General features: G+C 62.8%; 17 protein-coding genes. 6 read left to right on the top strand and 11 right to left on the bottom strand.

The features are described 5' to 3' along the window. Positions 1 to 9 precede the first annotated feature (9 nt). From FVE66_RS04380 to FVE66_RS04420, 9 genes are all read right to left on the bottom strand, one after another. Positions 10 to 1,464, bottom strand: a complete 1,455-nt coding sequence (locus tag FVE66_RS04380) for an aldehyde dehydrogenase family protein (protein ID WP_151446141.1) — start codon at positions 1,462 to 1,464, stop codon at positions 10 to 12. Positions 1,465 to 1,466: 2 nt separating this feature from the next. Continuing rightward, positions 1,467 to 2,222 (bottom strand): 2-amino-5-chloromuconate deaminase CnbZ, encoded by a 756-nt coding sequence (cnbZ, locus tag FVE66_RS04385; protein ID WP_151446142.1) that lies wholly within the window; start codon positions 2,220 to 2,222, stop codon positions 1,467 to 1,469. A gap of 87 nt (positions 2,223 to 2,309) precedes the next feature. After that, on the bottom strand, positions 2,310 to 3,044 hold the full coding sequence (locus FVE66_RS04390; RefSeq protein ID WP_151446143.1) for an ABC transporter ATP-binding protein: 735 nt from the start codon (positions 3,042 to 3,044) through the stop codon (positions 2,310 to 2,312). Beyond that, on the bottom strand, positions 3,041 to 3,799 hold the full coding sequence (locus FVE66_RS04395) for an ABC transporter ATP-binding protein (protein ID WP_151446144.1): 759 nt from the start codon (positions 3,797 to 3,799) through the stop codon (positions 3,041 to 3,043). Before FVE66_RS04395 ends, FVE66_RS04390 begins: the two co-directional genes overlap by 4 nt. Beyond that, the gene (locus tag FVE66_RS04400) at positions 3,792 to 4,736 is read right to left on the bottom strand and encodes a branched-chain amino acid ABC transporter permease (RefSeq protein WP_151446145.1); all 945 of its coding nucleotides are present in this window, start codon (positions 4,734 to 4,736) and stop codon (positions 3,792 to 3,794) included. Before FVE66_RS04400 ends, FVE66_RS04395 begins: the two co-directional genes overlap by 8 nt. Then, a complete protein-coding gene (locus FVE66_RS04405) occupies positions 4,733 to 5,599 on the bottom strand; it encodes a branched-chain amino acid ABC transporter permease (protein WP_151446146.1) in 867 nt (288 codons plus the stop codon). Before FVE66_RS04405 ends, FVE66_RS04400 begins: the two co-directional genes overlap by 4 nt. Before the next feature lie 13 nt (positions 5,600 to 5,612). Next, positions 5,613 to 6,833, bottom strand: a complete 1,221-nt coding sequence (locus FVE66_RS04410) for an amino acid ABC transporter substrate-binding protein (RefSeq protein WP_151446147.1) — start codon at positions 6,831 to 6,833, stop codon at positions 5,613 to 5,615. A 355-nt stretch (positions 6,834 to 7,188) separates the two neighbouring features. Further along, positions 7,189 to 8,103: a LysR family transcriptional regulator gene (locus FVE66_RS04415; protein ID WP_151446148.1), complete on the bottom strand. Its 915-nt coding sequence runs from the start codon at positions 8,101 to 8,103 to the stop codon at positions 7,189 to 7,191. A 123-nt stretch (positions 8,104 to 8,226) separates the two neighbouring features. Beyond that, the gene (locus tag FVE66_RS04420; protein WP_151446149.1) at positions 8,227 to 8,667 is read right to left on the bottom strand and encodes a MarR family winged helix-turn-helix transcriptional regulator; all 441 of its coding nucleotides are present in this window, start codon (positions 8,665 to 8,667) and stop codon (positions 8,227 to 8,229) included. Between the two features lie 165 nt (positions 8,668 to 8,832). Here FVE66_RS04420 and FVE66_RS04425 point away from each other — a divergent pair, with 165 nt between their 5' ends. The 5 genes from FVE66_RS04425 to fahA all read left to right on the top strand — a co-directional run bounded on the left by FVE66_RS04425 (position 8,833) and on the right by fahA (position 13,826). Then, entirely contained in the window at positions 8,833 to 9,390 is a 558-nt protein-coding gene (locus FVE66_RS04425; RefSeq protein WP_151446150.1) for a VOC family protein, read from the top strand. Between the two features lie 12 nt (positions 9,391 to 9,402). Next, complete coding sequence (locus FVE66_RS04430; protein ID WP_151446151.1) at positions 9,403 to 11,013, top strand: FAD-dependent oxidoreductase; 1,611 nt, start codon at positions 9,403 to 9,405, stop codon at positions 11,011 to 11,013. Positions 11,014 to 11,029: 16 nt separating this feature from the next. Continuing rightward, the gene (locus tag FVE66_RS04435) at positions 11,030 to 11,221 is read left to right on the top strand and encodes a DUF2783 domain-containing protein (protein ID WP_151446152.1); all 192 of its coding nucleotides are present in this window, start codon (positions 11,030 to 11,032) and stop codon (positions 11,219 to 11,221) included. Positions 11,222 to 11,412: 191 nt separating this feature from the next. After that, complete coding sequence (locus FVE66_RS04440) at positions 11,413 to 12,375, top strand: MBL fold metallo-hydrolase (protein ID WP_151446153.1); 963 nt, start codon at positions 11,413 to 11,415, stop codon at positions 12,373 to 12,375. Positions 12,376 to 12,509: 134 nt separating this feature from the next. Next, positions 12,510 to 13,826: a fumarylacetoacetase gene (fahA, locus tag FVE66_RS04445; RefSeq protein WP_151446154.1), complete on the top strand. Its 1,317-nt coding sequence runs from the start codon at positions 12,510 to 12,512 to the stop codon at positions 13,824 to 13,826. A gap of 891 nt (positions 13,827 to 14,717) precedes the next feature. Here the strand turns inward: fahA and FVE66_RS04450 are convergent. Continuing rightward, on the bottom strand, positions 14,718 to 15,806 hold the full coding sequence (locus FVE66_RS04450) for a 3-deoxy-7-phosphoheptulonate synthase (RefSeq protein ID WP_241672998.1): 1,089 nt from the start codon (positions 15,804 to 15,806) through the stop codon (positions 14,718 to 14,720). Between the two features lie 79 nt (positions 15,807 to 15,885). On the opposite strand from FVE66_RS04450, the gene FVE66_RS04455 reads away from it, so the two are divergent. Then, positions 15,886 to 16,698, top strand: a complete 813-nt coding sequence (locus FVE66_RS04455) for a metallophosphoesterase (RefSeq protein ID WP_241672999.1) — start codon at positions 15,886 to 15,888, stop codon at positions 16,696 to 16,698. A 57-nt stretch (positions 16,699 to 16,755) separates the two neighbouring features. Here FVE66_RS04455 and FVE66_RS04460 read toward each other — a convergent pair whose 3' ends face one another. Beyond that, positions 16,756 to 17,541: an IclR family transcriptional regulator domain-containing protein gene (locus FVE66_RS04460; RefSeq protein WP_151446155.1), complete on the bottom strand. Its 786-nt coding sequence runs from the start codon at positions 17,539 to 17,541 to the stop codon at positions 16,756 to 16,758. Positions 17,542 to 17,548: the final 7 nt, after the last annotated feature.

The following is a 17,548-nucleotide window of genomic DNA, read 5'->3' on the forward strand; positions in this document are numbered from 1 at the left end:
CGTAATTGGTCAGGCGTAATTGATCACCAGGTGCTTGATGTCGGACATTTCCTCCATCGCATAGCGGGTGCCTTCCCTTCCGAAGCCGGATTCTTTCCAGCCGCCGAAGGGCATGTTGTCTATCCGGTAGATCGGGACGTCGTTCACCATCAGGCCGCCGACATCCCAGTCCTCTATCGCCTGGAAGGCGCGGCGCAGGTCGTTGGTGAACATCCCGCCCTGCAAACCGTACTTGGAATCGCCGGCGCGGGCAATGGCTTCATCGAAGCTGCCGTAGCTGTTGACGGTGAGCACCGGGCCGAACACTTCCTCGTCCTCGATCTTCATTCCCTTTGCAGTATCGGTCAGCACGGTCGGCTGCACCACTGCGCCTTGGCGGGGGCCGCCATGCAGCAATTTTGCGCCGCCAGCTACCGCCTCGTCGATCCAGCTCTGGATCCTGATCGCCGAACCCTCGTCGATCACCGGGCCGACGTCGACACCCTCCTGCATCGGGTCGCCGACCTTGCAGGCACGAACCCGCTCGACCAGCTTGGCCGTGAAGGCAGCGGCGACAGACTCCTGGACCAATATGCGCTGGACGCCTATGCAGTACTGGCCGCCGTAGACCACGCCGCCACGCACGCAGCGCGCGGCAGCCAAGTCGAGGTCAGCGTCCTCGGCCACCACCACCGCGCCATTGCCGCCCAATTCCAGTGCCACCTTCTTGCGGCCAGCGATATCCTTGATGTGCCAGCCTACGCGGGCGCTGCCGGTGAAGCTGACCATCGCGAAGCGCTCGTCGCGCACCATGCTCTCGGCCAGCGGCACCGAGCAGTGCAGGACCTCCAGCGCGCCATCAGGCAGCCCGGCCTCGGTCAGGACTTGCTGCAGCAGCAGCGAAGTCAGCGGTGTCTGCGGCGCCGGCTTCAGCACCACGCTGTTGCCCACGGCAATCGCGGGCGCGACCTTGTGCACCACCAGATTCAGCGGGAAATTGAATGGCGAGATGGCCAGGATCGGTCCGATCGGAAAGCGGCGGGCGATGCCGATGCGGCGGCGCATCCGGTTCAGGGCTTCGGAATCGAGGTCGGCCAGCGCGATCGGACGGCCCTGGCTGTCGGTGGTCTGGTATTCGAATACGCCCGCATCCATGTCGAGCGGGACTTCCTCGCCGCCGAAGCGGCGCGCTTCGGCGGCTGCATTGGTGAGGTTGAAGATCGCGCGCGATACCTCGCCGCGTGCATCGTACAGCGGCTTTCCTGCTTCGCCGGCGATGGTGGTGATGAACTCGTCACGCCTTTGTTTGATCAGTTCAGCCGCTTTCAGCAAGATGTCGGCGCGCACGAAGCGTGGCAGCTTGCGCATTTTCTGGAAGGCCGCCTGCGAACGCAGGATCGCGCGCTCGACTTCCTCGGCGCCGGAGACCGGCATTTCGCCGATGACCCGGCCGTCAAAAGGGGAGAGTATTTTTTCGGTTGTCATATTCAAGCCGCGACGATTCGTTCAACGGATATAGCCCGGCAGTCCATTTCGTAGTCCAGGTCGCGCACCGGCGGACGATTGAAATGCCAGGTGAGCCCGCCGGCCATGGCGCCGCGCCGCACCAGTTCGTCTGCCAGGAAGGGATGGACGTCGTGCACGGTGTAAAGCTGGGAAACCGTCGTATCTTTCCAGCCGAAGCCCATCGCGCCCATCCGGTTTTCCATCTCGCCCAGCACCCAGCGCGCCTTGGCCCGCAGGCCGTCCGGCGAGGTATCGCCGAGCCTGATGGTGTGATCGCGGTAACTGCCCTTGCCCTCCGGCGCTTCGCCGCTGCCGGCAACCACGAAGGACGGCGCGGCTGCGGCATCGGGCACCGTGTAGCAGAAGGCGTAAAAGCTTGGCGTCGACGGCGGGTCGATTTCAGGGCAGACGTTGCTGCGGGCGACAGGGTTGGTGACGCCGTCGAACACGCCCCATTTTTCCAGCGTGCCGACATAGATCCGATTGAACGCCGCGAAGCTGACTTCGTCGAACGGCGCCGGCGAGCGCAGTTCGCAGGCGCAGAACGCGGTCAGCGGGCGGCCTGCCGCGGTCAGGATGGCGGCGATGCGGTCGAATCCTTCGGCCAGTGCAACCGGCCGCTGGAAACGCACCCGCTCGATGCGATAGCCGGGCTCGGCAACAACGCCGGCAGAGTACTGGAAAACGCCGGGGACGAATCGATAGTTTCCGGGAGCAAACGCGATGGTGCTGGACATGGTCGGGCTTCCTTTTCGGTGACGGGAATGAGAATGGAAATGTGAATGAGACTGGCGTTGGGGCCGCCTGGATCCAGCCAGGGGGCCTTATGCGGCCAACATGCCCAGATAGGTCTGGCGGATGGCCGGGTCGCGCAACAGCACAGCACTGCTGCCGCCCTGCACGACGCGCCCCATGTCCATCGCATACGCATGCGAAGACAATTCGAGCGCGGTGACCACGTCCTGCTCGACCACCAGGATCGACAAGCCTTCGCGGTTGAGTGCCTGCAAGGCTTCGCACAGTTGCTCGACCAGCAAGGGCGACAGCCCGAGCGACAGCTCATCGATCATCAGCAGCTTGGGCGAGCTCATCATGCCGCGTCCGATGGCGCACATTTGCTGCTCGCCGCCGGACATGGTCCCGGCGGCCTGGTTGCGGCGTTCGTACAGTTTCGGAAAGGTGGTGTAGACCTGGTCCAGGCTGCGCGCGATCACGGCGCGCGGCTCCCGGCGCGCATAGGCGCCCATCAGCAAGTTGTCCTCGACGTTCATCGCACTGAACAGGCGGCGCCCTTCCGGCACATGGGCTATGCCGTGCGCCAGTATCTGTGCCGGCGTCTGGCCGCACAGGTCGACGCCATTCCACAGCATCTTGCCGGCCGTAGGTGCGATCAGGCCGGAGAGCGTGCGCATCAGGGTCGATTTGCCAGCCCCGTTGGAGCCGATCAGCGCGGTGATTTCGCCTTGTTGCAGGGACAGGTCTATGCCCCACAAAACGGTGATTTCGCCATAGCCGGCCTGCAGGCCGCTGATGGTGAGCAAAGATGGGGACTGGGTCATGCCTGCTCCGTTGCGGTCAGGTTCAGTTGCGCATATTTCTTGCCAAGGTAGGCCTCCACCACCCGCGGGTCGTTCACCACGTCGTGCGGCAGGCCGTCGGCGATGAGGGCGCCGTTCTGCAATACCACCACCCGGCTGCAGACATTCATCACCACCTTCATCAAGTGCTCGATCAGCACGATCGTGATGCCACGTTCGGCCATCTGGCGTATCAGGTGCATGGCGTTGTCGATCTCGGCCGAGTTGAGGCCGGCGTTGACCTCGTCCAGGAACAGCAGCTTGGGGTTCATCGCCAGCGCCTTGGCCAGTTCCAGCCGTTTGCGCATCGCCAGCGTCAGGCTCGACGCATCCTGGCCGGCCTGCTTTTCAAGTCCGACGAATTGCAGGTGGGCGGCAGCGATCTCGCGCGCTTTCGCCGGACTGACGCCCGACTGTGAAAACAGCGCGGCGGCGGCGACATTGTCGAGAACGCTCAGGTCAGGGAAGGGCTGCACGATCTGGAAGGTGCGGGCCAGGCCAATCCGAGCGGTCTGGTATGGCGCCAGGCGGGTAATGTCACGGCCCTCGAACAGCACCCGGCCGGAACTTGCCCGATGCACGCCGGTGATCACATTGACCAGTGTGGTCTTGCCGGCGCCGTTGGGTCCGATCAGGCCGAGGATTTCGCCGCGACCGACCTTAAGGCTGACGTCCTGCACCGCCTGCAGTCCGCCGAAACGGCGCGACACATGTTCCAGCACCATGACGTCATCCATTGCGCGCTCCGGTCAGTCGCAGCCGCTTCGAGAGCGACATCAGGCCATTGGGCAGGAACAGCAGCAGTAGCACCACCAGCAGGCCGAGCACGCCGGAATGGATCTGCAGGTAATTGCGCCAGACAGTCTCTTCGATCGCGAGGAAGGCAAACGCGCCCAGCACTGCGCCGGCCGGCGAGCCCAGTCCGCCCAGCAGGGCCATCACGATCGGCTTGACTGCAAACAGCACGTCGAACACATCGGGTGGTTCAATGTAGTGCACCCACGCCGCGTACAGCACGCCGGCCATGGCCACGAACACGCCGGAAAAAGCGAAGGCGCTGCTCTTGTACAGGGTGGCGTTGACGCCGATCATGTCAGCCGCGGTCTCGTTCTGCTTGATGCAGGAAAGGCCGAAGCCCAGCTTGGAGACCTGGATTCTCCACACCACGACGAAGGTGACCAGCAGCAGCGTCCACATCGACCAGTAGAAAAACGAGGCTTCACCCATCACGCTGCCCGATCCTGTCACGGCCAGCGGAATGTTGAGGCCCATGCCGCCGCCGGTCAGGTCGGTCGCCGCATTGGTCAATTCGCGCAGCACTTCGGCAACTGCCAGGCTGGCGATCGCGAAATAGTGTCCGCGCAGCCGCAGCAGTACGATGCCCAGCAGCAGGGCACCGGCAAATGCCAGCGCGCCGGCCGCACCGACCGTTGCCAGCAGCGGCCATCCTTTGCCCAGCAGCACGCCGCCGCAATAGGCGCCAAAACCGAAGAATGCGGCGGTGGCGAACGAGGGGTAGCCGGCAAAGCCGCCGATCACGGTCCACGAGACCGACATGATGGCGTACATGCAGGCAAAGGTGCCGATGCGCAGCGCGTAGGCGCTGTCGAACATGGGCAGTCCGCCCAGCAACAGGATCAGCGCCAGCGCAGTGAAGAATATTGGACGATTCATTCGAATCCTCGCTTGCCCAGCAGACCTTGCGGCCGGAAGATCAGGAACAGGATCAGCAATCCGAAAGACAGTGTCACCGCGTGCTCGGGTCCGAACGCCAGCGAGCCGAAACTTTCGACCAGCCCCAGGAACAGTCCGCCGACCACGGCGCCGGGCACGCTACCCAGTCCGCCCAGCACGCACACCACGAAGGCCTTGCCCAGGTAGGAACCGGAGGCAATCGGCGAGATCGGAAATATCATGGCCAGCAACACCCCGGCACAGACGGCCATGGCGGCGCCCAGGCCGAACGCGGTGGCGTAGATGGACGGCACGTCGACGCCCATCAGGCGTGAAGCGTCGCGGTCCATCCGCACCGCCACGATGGCACGCCCGACGCGCGAGCGGCGCAGTATCAGGTAGAGCGCCACTGTCAGCAACAGCGCGAACGCGGTGGCAACCAACCGGTCCACTGGCACCACCAGCGAACCGACCGAAAGCGACCCCAGTGCGGGTTCAAGTATCAGGCGACGATAGTCGGCCCGGAAGCCGACCAGCATCGCATTGTTGAGCATCAGGTCCAGGCCAAAGGTCAGCGTCAGCGTGACCAGAACTGGCGCCGCAATCACCCGGTTCAGCACGCCACGCTGGATCGCGTAGCCGAACATGAAACCGAGCGGGGCAGCGATCAGCAGCGTGGTCCACGGCGCCAGGCCGAGGCCGTTGTAGGCGCCCCATGCGAGGTAGGACCCGAGCACGATGAACGAGCCGTGCATCAGGTTGATCACGTTGAGAACGCCCCACACCAGCGAGAAGCCTGCCGCGATGCACGCGTACAGGCTGCCCAGCACGATGCCATTCAGGATGACCTGGAGAATTAGCATGCCGTCGCCTGGTTTATTTCACGCCAAGCTTGAAATCGGCTTGCTTGATGGCGGCCGGATGAACCACCAGCGTCTTGCCGCCCTGGATCTGCAGCACCGGCGGTTCGAGCGAGTTGATCTGGCCGTTGGCGCCGAACTTGACCGGACCCCAGAAGGTCATCACGTTCATCTTCGACAGCTCGTTGCGCACCTTTTCGCGGTCCAGCGAGCCGGCTTTTTCGATAGCAATCTGGAACAGGGCGCCGGAGACCGAAGCCGAGGCCTGCGCATAGTCAGGATCGGACTTGTATTTCTCGCGGAACAGCTTGGTGTAATTTTCAGCGGTGCTGAAAATGTCCTGGCCCTTGTAGCGTGCGGCCATGTGCCACCAGGCGGCGCTGCTGATGTTCTCGGCGCTCTTGCCGGCAGCGTCGATGAATTCCTTGTAGGCCGGGCCGGCGATCATGGTCACTACCGGCGCTTCCATCTTCTGGTCGGACATCTGTTTCTTCATCAGCACCAGGTCATTGATGTAGCCGGTGGCGAAGATCCAGTGCGGCGATTGTGCCTTGATCTGCGACAGGGCCGAGGAATGATCCATCGTGTTGATCGCGTACTTCTCGAAGTAGACCACTTCCAGTCCGGCGGCCTTGGCAGCCTTGTCCATTTCCTGCGCGATCGCCAGCGGGAACAGGTCGTTGCGCGCCAGGATGGCGACACGCTTCACGCCCGGCGCTTTCTCGCGCACGATCTTGACCAGCGGCGTGGTCAGGGTGTCGTTCGGGGTGAAGGTGCCGAACAGGTATTTGTAGCCCTGGTCATACACCTGCGGAGAAGATGCGGTGGCGGCGATGGTCGGCATCTTGTATTTCTCCGACACCGTGCTGGCCGCCTTGGCCGCGCCCGATCCGAACGGGCTGAACAGGAAGTTCACCTTCTGCTGCGTGATCAGTTGTTCCGCCGCCTGCACCGCGCGCGGCGTGTTGGACTGGTAGTCGGTATAGACGATCTCGACCTTCATTTTCTTGCCGCCGACGTTGATGCCGCCTTTCTTGTTGACCTGCTCGGCCCACAAGTCATAGCCCTGTTGCTGCTTCAGGGCTTCCGGCGCCAGCGGGCCGGTCTGTGGCAGTGGCGCGCCAAAACGGATGGTTTCCTGGGCCTGTGCTGCGAGCGGGGTCAGCCCCGGCAACAGCAGGCAGGCAAGTGCGGACCAGGTACGGATGCGATTGAAGCGGGGGAGAGAGCCGGACATGCGTAATCCCTTTCAGTAGGTCGAAAATGAGACAGCAAGGACTGAAGCGGTGAGAGCCACCCAAACGACGCAAGCATTCGTGGCGATGAGCGCGAAATGATTCTAGCTTGCCAATGCTTGATGGAGTGCAACAGATTTTCGAGCGCAGCGTTCTCATTTGGAGAACGCTCGTTGTCGCAGTGCAGCAGGATATGGAAGTCGGCGGGCGTGGGTGGGTGAGTGGGTGAGCGTCGTCGCTCGCTTACGCATCGCATGGGGCTGGAACAGGTGGTGCTTGCATGCTCTTCGAGCCAGGCAATGGCGTCGAGGACAGCGCCTCCCGGACATGGCAACAATCACCTGTCCGGTTTTTTCCCTAGCGGCTGCGCGGCCGTTGTTTTGCCTTCATCCGCTCGGCCATCCAGTTCGCCAGGTGCCTGGCGGCCAGCGACAGCTTGCGCGTGCGGCTGGCCACCAGGGTGACCTGGCGCGCCTGCAGCAGGCGTTCGTCCAGCGTCAGGCCGACCAGCGTGCCGAGCTTCATGCTGGGCGTGAGCAGGTCGATGGTCAGGAAGGTCACATGGGTGTTGCTGCCGGTGACCAGTGCCTGGGCGAAGGCGAGGGTATTGGATTCCACCATGCGCGACAGGCTCAGCTTGCGGGCAACGCAGACGCGGTCGATCAGTTGCCGGATGACGAAGGAGCGATCCGGCAGCACCACCGGGTAGGGTTCGATGTCGGCCAGCGTGCAGCGGTCGAGCCGCGCCAGCGGATGAGCGGGCGAGACGGCTGCAAAGAGCGGCTGCGGCATGCGCGCCAGTTCCACCAGGTCGGTGCGGGGCGAACTGCCGAAGACAATGCCGAGGTCGTAGCGATGCTCCGCCACGCCCTCGGCCACTGCCTGCGAGCCGACCGATGCGACACCCAGCGAAATTGCCGGATTGATTTCGGCAAATGCGCGCAGGGCATCGGGCATGAAACTGGTCAGCAGGCCTTCGACGCAGGCAATTTCGGCGTGACCGCGGCGCAGCGTTTCATATTCCTGGATCACGCCGCGCAGCTCGTCGAAACGGCTGCGCTGGTCGTTGGAATAGGTCAGTAGCAGTTGTCCCGCCTCGGTCAGCGACATGCCGCGCGCATGGCGCTCGAACAGCGGCACCCCGAGTTCAGATTCCAGCAGTGCGACCTGGCGGCTGACCGCGCTTTGCGCAACGAACATGCGCTCTGCTGCGTGGCGCACCGAACCATGTGCGGCAACTTCGCGGAAGTAACGTAGGGCGATCGGTTCCATGCCAGCTTCTCTTTCCTGTTCCCGGAGCGGTGCGCAAAGGCGCGGATCGAGTGTAAATGAAAATCGCCGCTGCGCAAGGTGGTTACCGTGGCTGCTGGCAGGACGGCAGCCGCGGCCTGGGCCTCAACCTTGGCGTACCAGCTGTTCGGCACGCTCCCTGACCTTGGCCATTGCCCGGTCCAGCACTGCGCGCTCTTCCGGGTCCAGTGCAGCGAGCAGGAATTCTTCGCGCGCCTGCACCATCGGCACCACCTTTCCATACAGCGCGGCGCCGGCTGGCAGCAGGCGTACGCGATGGCCGCGGCCATCATCCGGGTCTGGCGAGCGCGCCACGAGGCCGTCCCGTTCAAGCCGCGCAACGGCGCGGCTGACGCGCATCTTGTCCAGCGTGCTGCTTTCCAGAATTTGCGCAGTCTTTACCTCGCCGGCATCCGCCAGCGCGGCAACCACGCGCCATTCGTCGCGAGTAAGCTTGAAACGCTTCGCATAGACCTGTGCCGTCGCAAGACTGACGGCTTCGGCCAGGCGGGACACGCGGTAGGGAAAGAATTTTTGCAGGTCCATGGTGGCAATTGTATCGCACGTTACATATGCGGAGATCGGCAAGCATATCCCTGAAAATCGATAATGCTTACGTAAAAACTGCTTGACGCATCAATGCCATTCTCTATATCGTAACAAGCGTTACTAAAATATATGCAAACTGAATCCGATACGAGGAGGCAAGACATGAACATCGAGCGCATCCATCACGTGGCATACCGCTGCCGCGACGCCAAGGAAACCGTAGAGTGGTACGTCAAGCACCTGGACATGAAATTCGTGCTGGCGATCGCGGAGGACCTGGTGCCGTCAACCAAGGCGCCGGATCCCTACATGCATGTGTTCCTGGATGCCGGCAACGGCAATGTGCTGGCATTCTTCGAGATTCCCAATTCGCCGCCGATGGGACGTGATGAAAACACGCCGAGCTGGGTGCAGCACATCGCCTTCAAGCTCGAGAGCGAGGACGCATTGCGCGAGGCCAAGGCGCGGCTGGAAGCTGCCGGGATTGAAGTTCTCGGGGTAACCGATCACACTATCTTCAAGTCGATCTACTTCCACGATCCGAGCGGCCATCGCCTTGAACTGGCAGCCGACTGCGCCACCCCGGATCAGATGAAAAAACTGGACGATGTGAAGTGGGAGATGCTGGAAGAGTGGTCGCAGACCCGGCGCGCGCCCAAGCATGCGGCGTGGATGCATGAACGGGAATTGGGTGTGGGTGGTGCTACCAGCCAGGCCTGACAAGGGACAGTCATGCAGAAGACGTACCGGAGTCCTGAATTTCCGTACTTGCAGTCGGCCGAGCAGCGCGATGGCGTCATCAGCCGGCATCCGGTGGTCATCGTCGGCGCCGGCCCGGTCGGGCTGACCGCTGCGCTCGAGTGCGCGCGGCGCGGCCTGCACGCGGTCGTGCTGGACGATAACAATACCGTCAGCGTCGGCTCGCGCGCCGTCTGCTACGCGAAACGGCCGCTCGAGATCTGGGACCGCCTGGGCGTCGGCGAACGCATGGTGGAAAAGGGCGTGAGCTGGAAAGTGGGCAAGGTATTTTTCAGGAACGACCTGGTCTATTCTTTCGACTTGCTCCCCGAGGCCGGCCACAAGATGCCGGCCATGATCAACCTCCAGCAGTACTACCTGGAGCAGTACATCGTCGAGGCCTGCCAGGCTTCGCCGCTGGTCGACCTGCGCTGGAAGCACAAGGTGGTCGGCCTGTCGCAGCAATCCGATCACGCGCGCCTGACGGTGGAAACGCCGGACGGCGTGTTCCAGATGGAGACGGACTGGGTCATCGCCTGCGACGGCGCCAACAGCGACGTCAGGAAAATGGTGGGCGCCGAGTTCGGCGGCCAGTTTTTCCAGGACCGATTCCTGATCGCCGATGTCGTGATGAAGGCTGAATTCCCGACCGAGCGTTGGTTCTGGTTCGATCCGCCATTTCATCCCGGCCAGAGCGTGCTGTTGCACCGCCAGGCCGACAATGTCTGGCGCATCGACTTCCAGCTGGGCTGGGACGCCGACCCGGCAGAAGAAAAGAAGCCGGAAAAAGTGATTCCGCGCATCCAGGCCATGCTGGGCAAGGATGTCGAGTTTGATCTTGAATGGGTGTCGGTGTACCAGTTCGCCTGCCGGCGCATTGACAAGTTCCGCCATGACCGCGTCATCTTCGCCGGCGATTCGGCGCATCAAGTGTCGCCGTTTGGGGCCCGCGGCGCGAACTCCGGCGTGCAGGACGTCGACAACCTGATCTGGAAACTCAAGCTGGTGCTGGATGGCGCTGCGCCGGATGCCTTGCTCGACACTTACCATGAAGAGCGCGCCCTGGCCGCGGACGACAACCTGCTCAATTCCACCCGCTCGACCGATTTCATCACGCCCAAGAGCCGCGCCAGCCTGAACTTGCGCAATGCCACGTTGCAACTGGCCGAGCATGAGCCGTTCGCCCGCAAGCTGGTCAACAGCGGACGACTGTCACTGCCGACGCCGTACCTGGATTCGTCGCTGAACACGCCCGACGAATCGGTGTTCGAGGGCAAGATGGCGCCTGGCACGAATTGCGCGGATGCGCCGGTAACGGTCGGCGGCAAGCCTGGATGGCTGCTGGGCCAGCTGCCGGATGGATTCTCGCTGCTGGTGTTCGATCCGGCGCCAGCCGTGGAGAGCGTGCGCCTGGCGCACGTGACAGCCACGGTGCTGTCAGTCGGCCGCGACCTGGTCGACGCCAAGGGGCTGGTGGGCCAGCGCTATGACGGCAAACCGGGCACGGTCTACCTGCTGCGGCCCGATCATCATGTCGCGGCTCGCTGGCGTTCGTTCGATGTGGACAAGATCAGGTCCGCCCTCGCGCACGCTTGTGCCCACTGATTGCAAAGGATGGAACATGCCACTGAACCGTGAACCGAACATTCCGGATCCCGACGGATTCTACGAGGAGCTGATCGCCTGCCAGCGCGACCTGAACGATGAACAGGCCTCCTTGTTCCAGGCCCGGCTGCTGCTGGTGCTGGCCAACCATGTCGGCGATCGCGGCGTGCTGACCGAGGCGATGCAGAGCGCCCGGCGTGATGTATAGGGTGATGTATGGAGGGCGTGCCGGCTTGCCTGGCCCGGCGCAGGCCCGGCCCTGGCCGGCCGAGGGCCAGTCACCCGTACCGTGAAAATTGTTGGCGGCGGCCTGGCGCATCGCCTGCGCCAAGCCGCCTGGAGTCCGTGTAATTCCAAGCCGCCGAGAGACCGTTTGATTGTCAAAAAGAGAGCAAAGTAATGAACACCAAAACCAAGACCTTCGCCAGCCAGGCCGACCTGGAAGAAAAGCAAGTCACTTTCACCCAGCTGTCCGAGCATGCATGGGCCTATACCGCCGAGGGCGATCCGAACACCGGCATCATCATTGGCGATGACGCCGTGCTGGTGGCCGACACCCAGGCCACGCCGGCCATGGCGGCCGACGTCATCCGGCGTATCCGGGAGGTGACCGACAAGCCGATCAAATACGTGGTGCTGACCCATTACCATGCGGTGCGCGTGCTGGGCGCCAGCGCTTACCAGCCGCAAGAAATCCTGGCCAGCCAGGACACCTACGACCTGATCGTCGAGCGCGGCGAAGCCGACAAGGCCAGCGAAATCGGCCGCTTCCCGCGTCTGTTCCGCAATGTCGAGACAGTGCCGGCCGGCATGACCTGGCCGACCATGACCTTCCAGGGCAAGATGACGCTCTGGCTGGGCAAGCTGGAAGTGCAGTTGCTGCAATTGGGGCGCGGCCACACCAAGGGCGACACCGTGGTCTGGCTGCCGCAGGAGCGCACCATGCTGTCCGGCGACCTGGTCGAGTTCGACGCCACCCCTTATGCCGGCGACGCCTATTTCCAGGACTGGCCGCAGACGCTCGAGAACATCGCCGCATTGAAGCCGCTGGCGCTGGTTCCTGGCCGCGGTCCTGCCCTGAAGGGTGAAGACCAGGTGCAGCAAGGCCTGGCAGCGACCCGGGATTTCGTGTCCGACCTGTACGCCAGCGTCAAGGAAGGCGTCGCCGCCGGCCGCGACCTGAATGCGGTCTATCGCACAACCTATGACAAGCTGAAGCCGAAATATGGCAACTGGGTCATCTTTGACCACTGCATGCCATTCGACGTCACCCGCGCCTACGACGAAGCGACGCAGTACCGCGATCCGCGCGTCTGGACCGCCGAGCGCGACATCGAGATGTGGAAAACGCTGGAGACCTGAAGGCAGGCATCTCGGCGGGCATGGAAGCGGGGATCCCCGCGGCCGGTCGGCGCTGATCCGCAGCAATGGGATCACGGCGGCCGGCTGGCGCCGACAAGCTCGGCTGCAGTAATCACTAATCTTGTGGAGCAAACGTGGCAGCAAAACAATCCAGAGGCAGCTGGGTCGCCAGCGCGAACCAGGCCGACACCATTTTTCCGATCGAGAACCTGCCTTTCGGCGCGTACCGGCTCACGGCCGGCGGCGACGGCCGCGTCCGGCTCGGCGTGGCGATCGGGGACCAGATCCTCGACCTGCGGCGGCTGCACGGAATTTCGGCGACGCTGAACGTGCCGGCAGCGCTGGCAAACGTGCTGGATGCGCTGGCCGGTGAAACGCTGAACGCATTCATGGGCTTGCCGGCGTCGGCGCGGGCCGCGTTCCGCGAGTTCCTGTCCTCATTGCTGGGGCCCGATTCATCGGCCCGGGAACAGCTTGCCGGCTGCCTGGTTCCGCAGGCCGACGTGCAGATGCAATTGCCGTGCATGGTCCGCGACTACACGGACTTTTATGCGTCCATCCATCATGCCACCGCGGTGGGCAAGATGATGCGTCCGGATAATCCGCTGCTGCCCAATTACAAATGGGTGCCGATCGGCTATCACGGCCGCGCCTCCACGGTGGTCGTTTCCGGCACGCCGGTACGGCGTCCTTCCGGGCAGGTTCGCGCAGCCGACGCAGAAACACCCTCGGTCGGTCCCTCGAAGCGGCTCGACTACGAACTGGAGATGGGTATCTTCATCGCCGAGGGCAATGAAATGGGCGAGCCGATACCGATGGCGGATGCAGACCGTCATTTCTTCGGCTTGTGCCTGCTCAACGACTGGTCCGCTCGCGACATGCAGGGCTGGGAATACCAGCCGCTCGGACCTTTCCTGGCAAAGAGTTTTGCCACCTCCATTTCGCCGTGGATCGTGACCCGGGAAGCGCTTGAGCCATTCCGCCGGCCATGGGTGCGCGCGGCTGAAGATCCGCAACCGCTGGCTTACCTGGATTCTCCGGCGCTGCGCGAGGGCGGTACGTATGACATCCAGCTGGAACTGCTGCTGCAGACGAAAGCGATGCGGGAACGCGGCGAAGCGCCGGTGCTGCTGTCGCGCTCCAACTTCAAGGATGCGGCCTACTGGTCGGCATCGCAATTGATCACCCACCATGCCAGCAATGGCTGCGCATTGAATCCGGGCGACCTGCTAGGCACCGGCACGATGTCGGGGCCGACCCCGGGCGAAGCGGGTTCGATGCTGGAACTGAGCGTTGGCGGCAAGCAGCCGATCACCTTGCCTTCGGGCGAGAAGCGCAGTTTCCTGGAGGACGGGGATACTGTGGTGATACGCGCGGTTTGCGAAACGGCGGGGGCGGTGCGGATCGGGTTTGGGGAATGTGTGGGGACGGTGGTGGCGGCGAAGGGGTGATGGGAGGGGCGGGTTACGGGCTGCGTTTTTTGGCTCGTTGGCTCGTTGGCTTGCGGTTAGTGCGGCTGGGTTTGATTGTTGTGGTTGTGAAGCCGGGAGACACCCCGGCGGGTGTGTAACTTTCTTTTGGAAAAGAAAGTCACCAAAGAAACCAAAGTCAAAACCCACTTGGCCAACGCCCGCCTCGATAGCCAACCAGAGGCGGATGTCTGGGCTAACCCAGTGCGACGTTCGCGAGAGATGATCCCTCGGCTGTGTGCAGCTTACCTAATCAGCCAACCCCATGAAGTGTCTTATGCCGATGCCCAGCGCACCGTTGACTCTTAATGTTTTTCGAAGCTTCAAATTGGCGATTGGGGTGCAGTGGTTCGGGTCGATCGAACGATGGCGCAATGATCAACCGCATTTGGATTAGCTCGCCAGATCACCAGATCATCAGGTCAATCGCCGATCGTCGATCAGCTCCCATGTGTTTCAAGCGTTGTCCGTAGCGATACGTTTTTGACGTACCCCCCGTATGCGACGCCCCGAAATCTGATGGGATGGCGGAAAAAGAAGCGTGCTTGTCTGAGCGAAGCGAGTTTGCACGCTTCTCCGCCAGGCCGTCGGATTTTGGGGGGACCCCGAAGGGGCGTCGTATCCGGGTCGCCTTTCTTTGGTTCCTTTCTTTGGCGAGCAAAGAAAGGGACACGCCCGCCGGTGCGGAAACCGGCCAGGTCGCAAGCAACGCCAATTCGAAAACAGCACAAACGCTAGCATGGAAAGGAAAACGCCCGCCGGTGCGGAAGCCGGCTACGTCGCAACCCCCGCCTCAGGGAGGGAGCTACAAGGGCGATCGGCCTTTGACGCTTTTTCTCCTGCGGGAAAAAGCATTCACGACGCAAGCGGCTCCTACATCCCGCGCAACACCTCCGCCGCTTCCCGAATCGCCGTAACCGTATCCTCCCACCCGATGCACGCGTCGGTCACCGACTGCCCGTACACGAGCTTTGAAAGATCCGGCTGGATCTTTTGTGCGCCTTCGACGATGTTCGACTCGATCATCATGCCGACCAGGCTGGTGTTGCCGTCGCCGATCTGGCGCACCACTTCCTGCAGCACGCCGACTTGGCGCTTGTGGTCCTTGTTGGAGTTGCCATGGCTGCAGTCGACCACGATCGATGCCGGCAGTCCGGCTTTCTTCAGCAAAGCCTCGGCCTGCGCCACAGCCTCGGCGCCGTAATTCGGCGCATGGCCGCCGCGCAGGATCAGGTGTCCGTGCGGGTTTCCGGCGGTGCGGATTACCGATGTCTTTCCCTCGCCATCGATGCCGAGGAATGCGTGCGGTGTACCTGCCGCTTGCATGGCGTTGATCGCCACCGCCAGGCTGCCGTCAGTGCCATTCTTCAGTCCCACCGGCGTCGACAGGCCACTCGCCATTTCCCGATGGGTCTGCGATTCGGTGGTGCGGGCGCCGATCGCATTCCAGCTGACCATGTCGCCCAGATACTGCGGCATCAGCGGATCGAGCGCCTCGGTGCCGGTCGCCAGGCCCATTTCGCTGATGTCGCGCAGCAGCGTGCGGGCGATGCGGATGCCCTTGACGATGTCGAACGAATCATCCCGGTCCGGATCGTTGATCAGGCCTTTCCAGCCCACTGTGGTGCGCGGCTTTTCGAAATAGACCCGCATCACCAGTACCAGCACATCCTCGACTTCGGCCGCCAGCGGCTTGAGCCTTTCAGCATATTCCAGCGCGGCGGCCGGATCGTGGATGGAGCAGGGCCCCACCACGATGAAGCGGCGGCTGTCCTTGCGGTCCAGTATGTCTTCCAGCGTCGCCCGGCCGCTGAGGACGGCGGCCAGCGACTTCTTGGTGTGCGGGATCTCCTGCTGGATCACGGAGGGGGCAGGAAGATTTTCCTGCGACAGGATGCGGGCGTTGATCAGTTGCTTCATGAAACGGATGGCCTGGCGGCGCAAGGGCGGTGGGGCGCCCATTCTAGCCGGTTCGGGGGGCGGGTTCCTTGAAACGCCGATTTGTCGCATGAAGTATTCTCTTGCTTCGCAGTGAATCGCAATGAATCGCATTGATCGCGACATTTCCAGGCTACCAATGAAAATCCAGATTGCTTCCGACCTTCATCTCGAACAACTCCAGCATTTGCATCCCGGCCATCGGGGCGTGATTCCTGCCGACGCCGATGTGCTGGTGCTGGCGGGCGATATTGCCAACCGCTGCAACGGGCCGATTCCCTTCGACGACTGGCCGGTGCCCATCATCTATGTGCATGGCAATCATGAGTTCTACGGCGACGAATATCATGCGGTGCGCAGCCAGCTCTCCGGTGCGCCCAAGGGACCGGTCAATTACCTGGAGAACGAGGAAATCGTCCTGTCAGGCGTGCGCTTCCTGGGCTGCTGCCTGTGGACCGATTACGCGCTCGACGCCAATCCCGCTGGGGCGATGGAGTTGGCGAAAAAATTCATGTACGACCATAGCCGGATCCGGTTTGGCGATGGCCTGTTCGAGCCGGAACATGCGCTTGCATTGCACCGCCAGTCGCGTGCCTGGCTGGCGCAGAAACTGGATGAGCCTTTCGCCGGCAAGACCGTGGTCGTCACCCATCACGCGCCGCACAGGAATTCCATCCATCCTGACTACGCCGGCCACCCCGCGAATGCGGGCTTCGTGACCGACCTGGAGGCGCTGATGGGAAAGGCCGCGCTCTGGATCCATGGTCACACGCACTCCAGTTTCAGCTACCAGGTGAACGGAACACGGGTCGTTGCCAACCCCTGCGGCTATCCGCAGAATAAATCGGTGCAGGATCCGGCACAGTTGCGCTTCGAGAATGCAGTCTTCGATCCGCGCCTGGTGGTCGAGATCTGACCGGTCGTACTTCGGTCGCACTTCGGTCGCACTTCGGTCGCACTTCCTGGGCTGGGCTCAGCCCCGCACCGCATGCAGCACTTTCTCGACCGAGGCCACTGCCGCCTGCAGGGGCGGTAAATAGTCGCGGACAATGGTTTCCCTGGTCCTGCGGCCGAGCACCATGCTGACGTTCATCGACGCCGCCACCGTGCCGGCGTGGTTGCGGATCGGCACCGAAATGCCACCCACTCCCTCGGTCATTTCATCCAGCACCACGCAGTAACCATCCTCGCGTATCTGCTTCAGCGCACTTTCCAGCGCAGTCCTGGATGTGGTGGTATAGGGGCTCAGCCGGCGCAGGTCTACCCGCTGCAGATAGTCATTCCATTGCTCGCTGTCGAGCGCGGCCAGCAAGGGGCGGCCGAGCGAGTGCGCATAGGCGGGCAGGCGCCTGCCCACCGACAGATCCAGGCGCAGCACCATCTCCGGTTCCTCGCGCGCAATCAGCGTCACCGAGTCGCCGTCCAGTACGCCAAGCGAACAGGTCTGGCTGACTTCAAGGGCCAGGTCGCGCATCGCTGGCGCCGCCAGCCTGGGAAGGTCCATGGACGCGAAATATGCATAGCCCAATTCGATCACACGCGGCGTCACGGAAAACAGCCGGCCATGTTGTGCGACATACCCGTGATGCTGCAGTGTCAGCAGCAGGCGGCGCGCAGCCGCGCGGGTCACATCCAGTTTCGCCGCCACATCCTGGATCGTGATGGCGGGAATGCCGGTCGCGAACAGACGCAACAGCGCCAGTCCCTTGGACAGCGATTCCAGCAGCTCGACGTTTTTTTCTTCGGTGGTCTCAGTCATTTTTCAT

The organism is Lacisediminimonas profundi, from assembly GCF_008831265.1.
GTDB lineage: Bacteria > Pseudomonadota > Gammaproteobacteria > Burkholderiales > Burkholderiaceae_D > Lacisediminimonas > Lacisediminimonas profundi.

Bases quoted from the DNA above. Each gene is read 5' to 3' on its own strand.
- FVE66_RS04435 (WP_151446152.1), top strand. From the start codon at position 11,030: ATGCCACTGAACCGTGAACCGAACATTCCGGATCCCGACGGATTCTAC.
- FVE66_RS04425 (WP_151446150.1), top strand. From the start codon at position 8,833: ATGAACATCGAGCGCATCCATCACGTGGCATACCGCTGCCGCGACGCC.
- FVE66_RS04430 (WP_151446151.1), top strand. From the start codon at position 9,403: ATGCAGAAGACGTACCGGAGTCCTGAATTTCCGTACTTGCAGTCGGCC.
- FVE66_RS04400 (WP_151446145.1), bottom strand. From the start codon at position 4,736: ATGAATCGTCCAATATTCTTCACTGCGCTGGCGCTGATCCTGTTGCTG.
- FVE66_RS04395 (WP_151446144.1), bottom strand. From the start codon at position 3,799: ATGGATGACGTCATGGTGCTGGAACATGTGTCGCGCCGTTTCGGCGGA.
- FVE66_RS04410 (WP_151446147.1), bottom strand. From the start codon at position 6,833: ATGTCCGGCTCTCTCCCCCGCTTCAATCGCATCCGTACCTGGTCCGCA.
- FVE66_RS04390 (WP_151446143.1), bottom strand. From the start codon at position 3,044: ATGACCCAGTCCCCATCTTTGCTCACCATCAGCGGCCTGCAGGCCGGC.
- cnbZ (WP_151446142.1), bottom strand. From the start codon at position 2,222: ATGTCCAGCACCATCGCGTTTGCTCCCGGAAACTATCGATTCGTCCCC.
- FVE66_RS04415 (WP_151446148.1), bottom strand. From the start codon at position 8,103: ATGGAACCGATCGCCCTACGTTACTTCCGCGAAGTTGCCGCACATGGT.
- FVE66_RS04455 (WP_241672999.1), top strand. From the start codon at position 15,886: ATGAATCGCATTGATCGCGACATTTCCAGGCTACCAATGAAAATCCAG.
- FVE66_RS04440 (WP_151446153.1), top strand. From the start codon at position 11,413: ATGAACACCAAAACCAAGACCTTCGCCAGCCAGGCCGACCTGGAAGAA.
- FVE66_RS04460 (WP_151446155.1), bottom strand. From the start codon at position 17,541: ATGACTGAGACCACCGAAGAAAAAAACGTCGAGCTGCTGGAATCGCTG.
- FVE66_RS04405 (WP_151446146.1), bottom strand. From the start codon at position 5,599: ATGCTAATTCTCCAGGTCATCCTGAATGGCATCGTGCTGGGCAGCCTG.
- FVE66_RS04380 (WP_151446141.1), bottom strand. From the start codon at position 1,464: ATGACAACCGAAAAAATACTCTCCCCTTTTGACGGCCGGGTCATCGGC.
- FVE66_RS04420 (WP_151446149.1), bottom strand. From the start codon at position 8,667: ATGGACCTGCAAAAATTCTTTCCCTACCGCGTGTCCCGCCTGGCCGAA.
- FVE66_RS04450 (WP_241672998.1), bottom strand. From the start codon at position 15,806: ATGGGCGCCCCACCGCCCTTGCGCCGCCAGGCCATCCGTTTCATGAAG.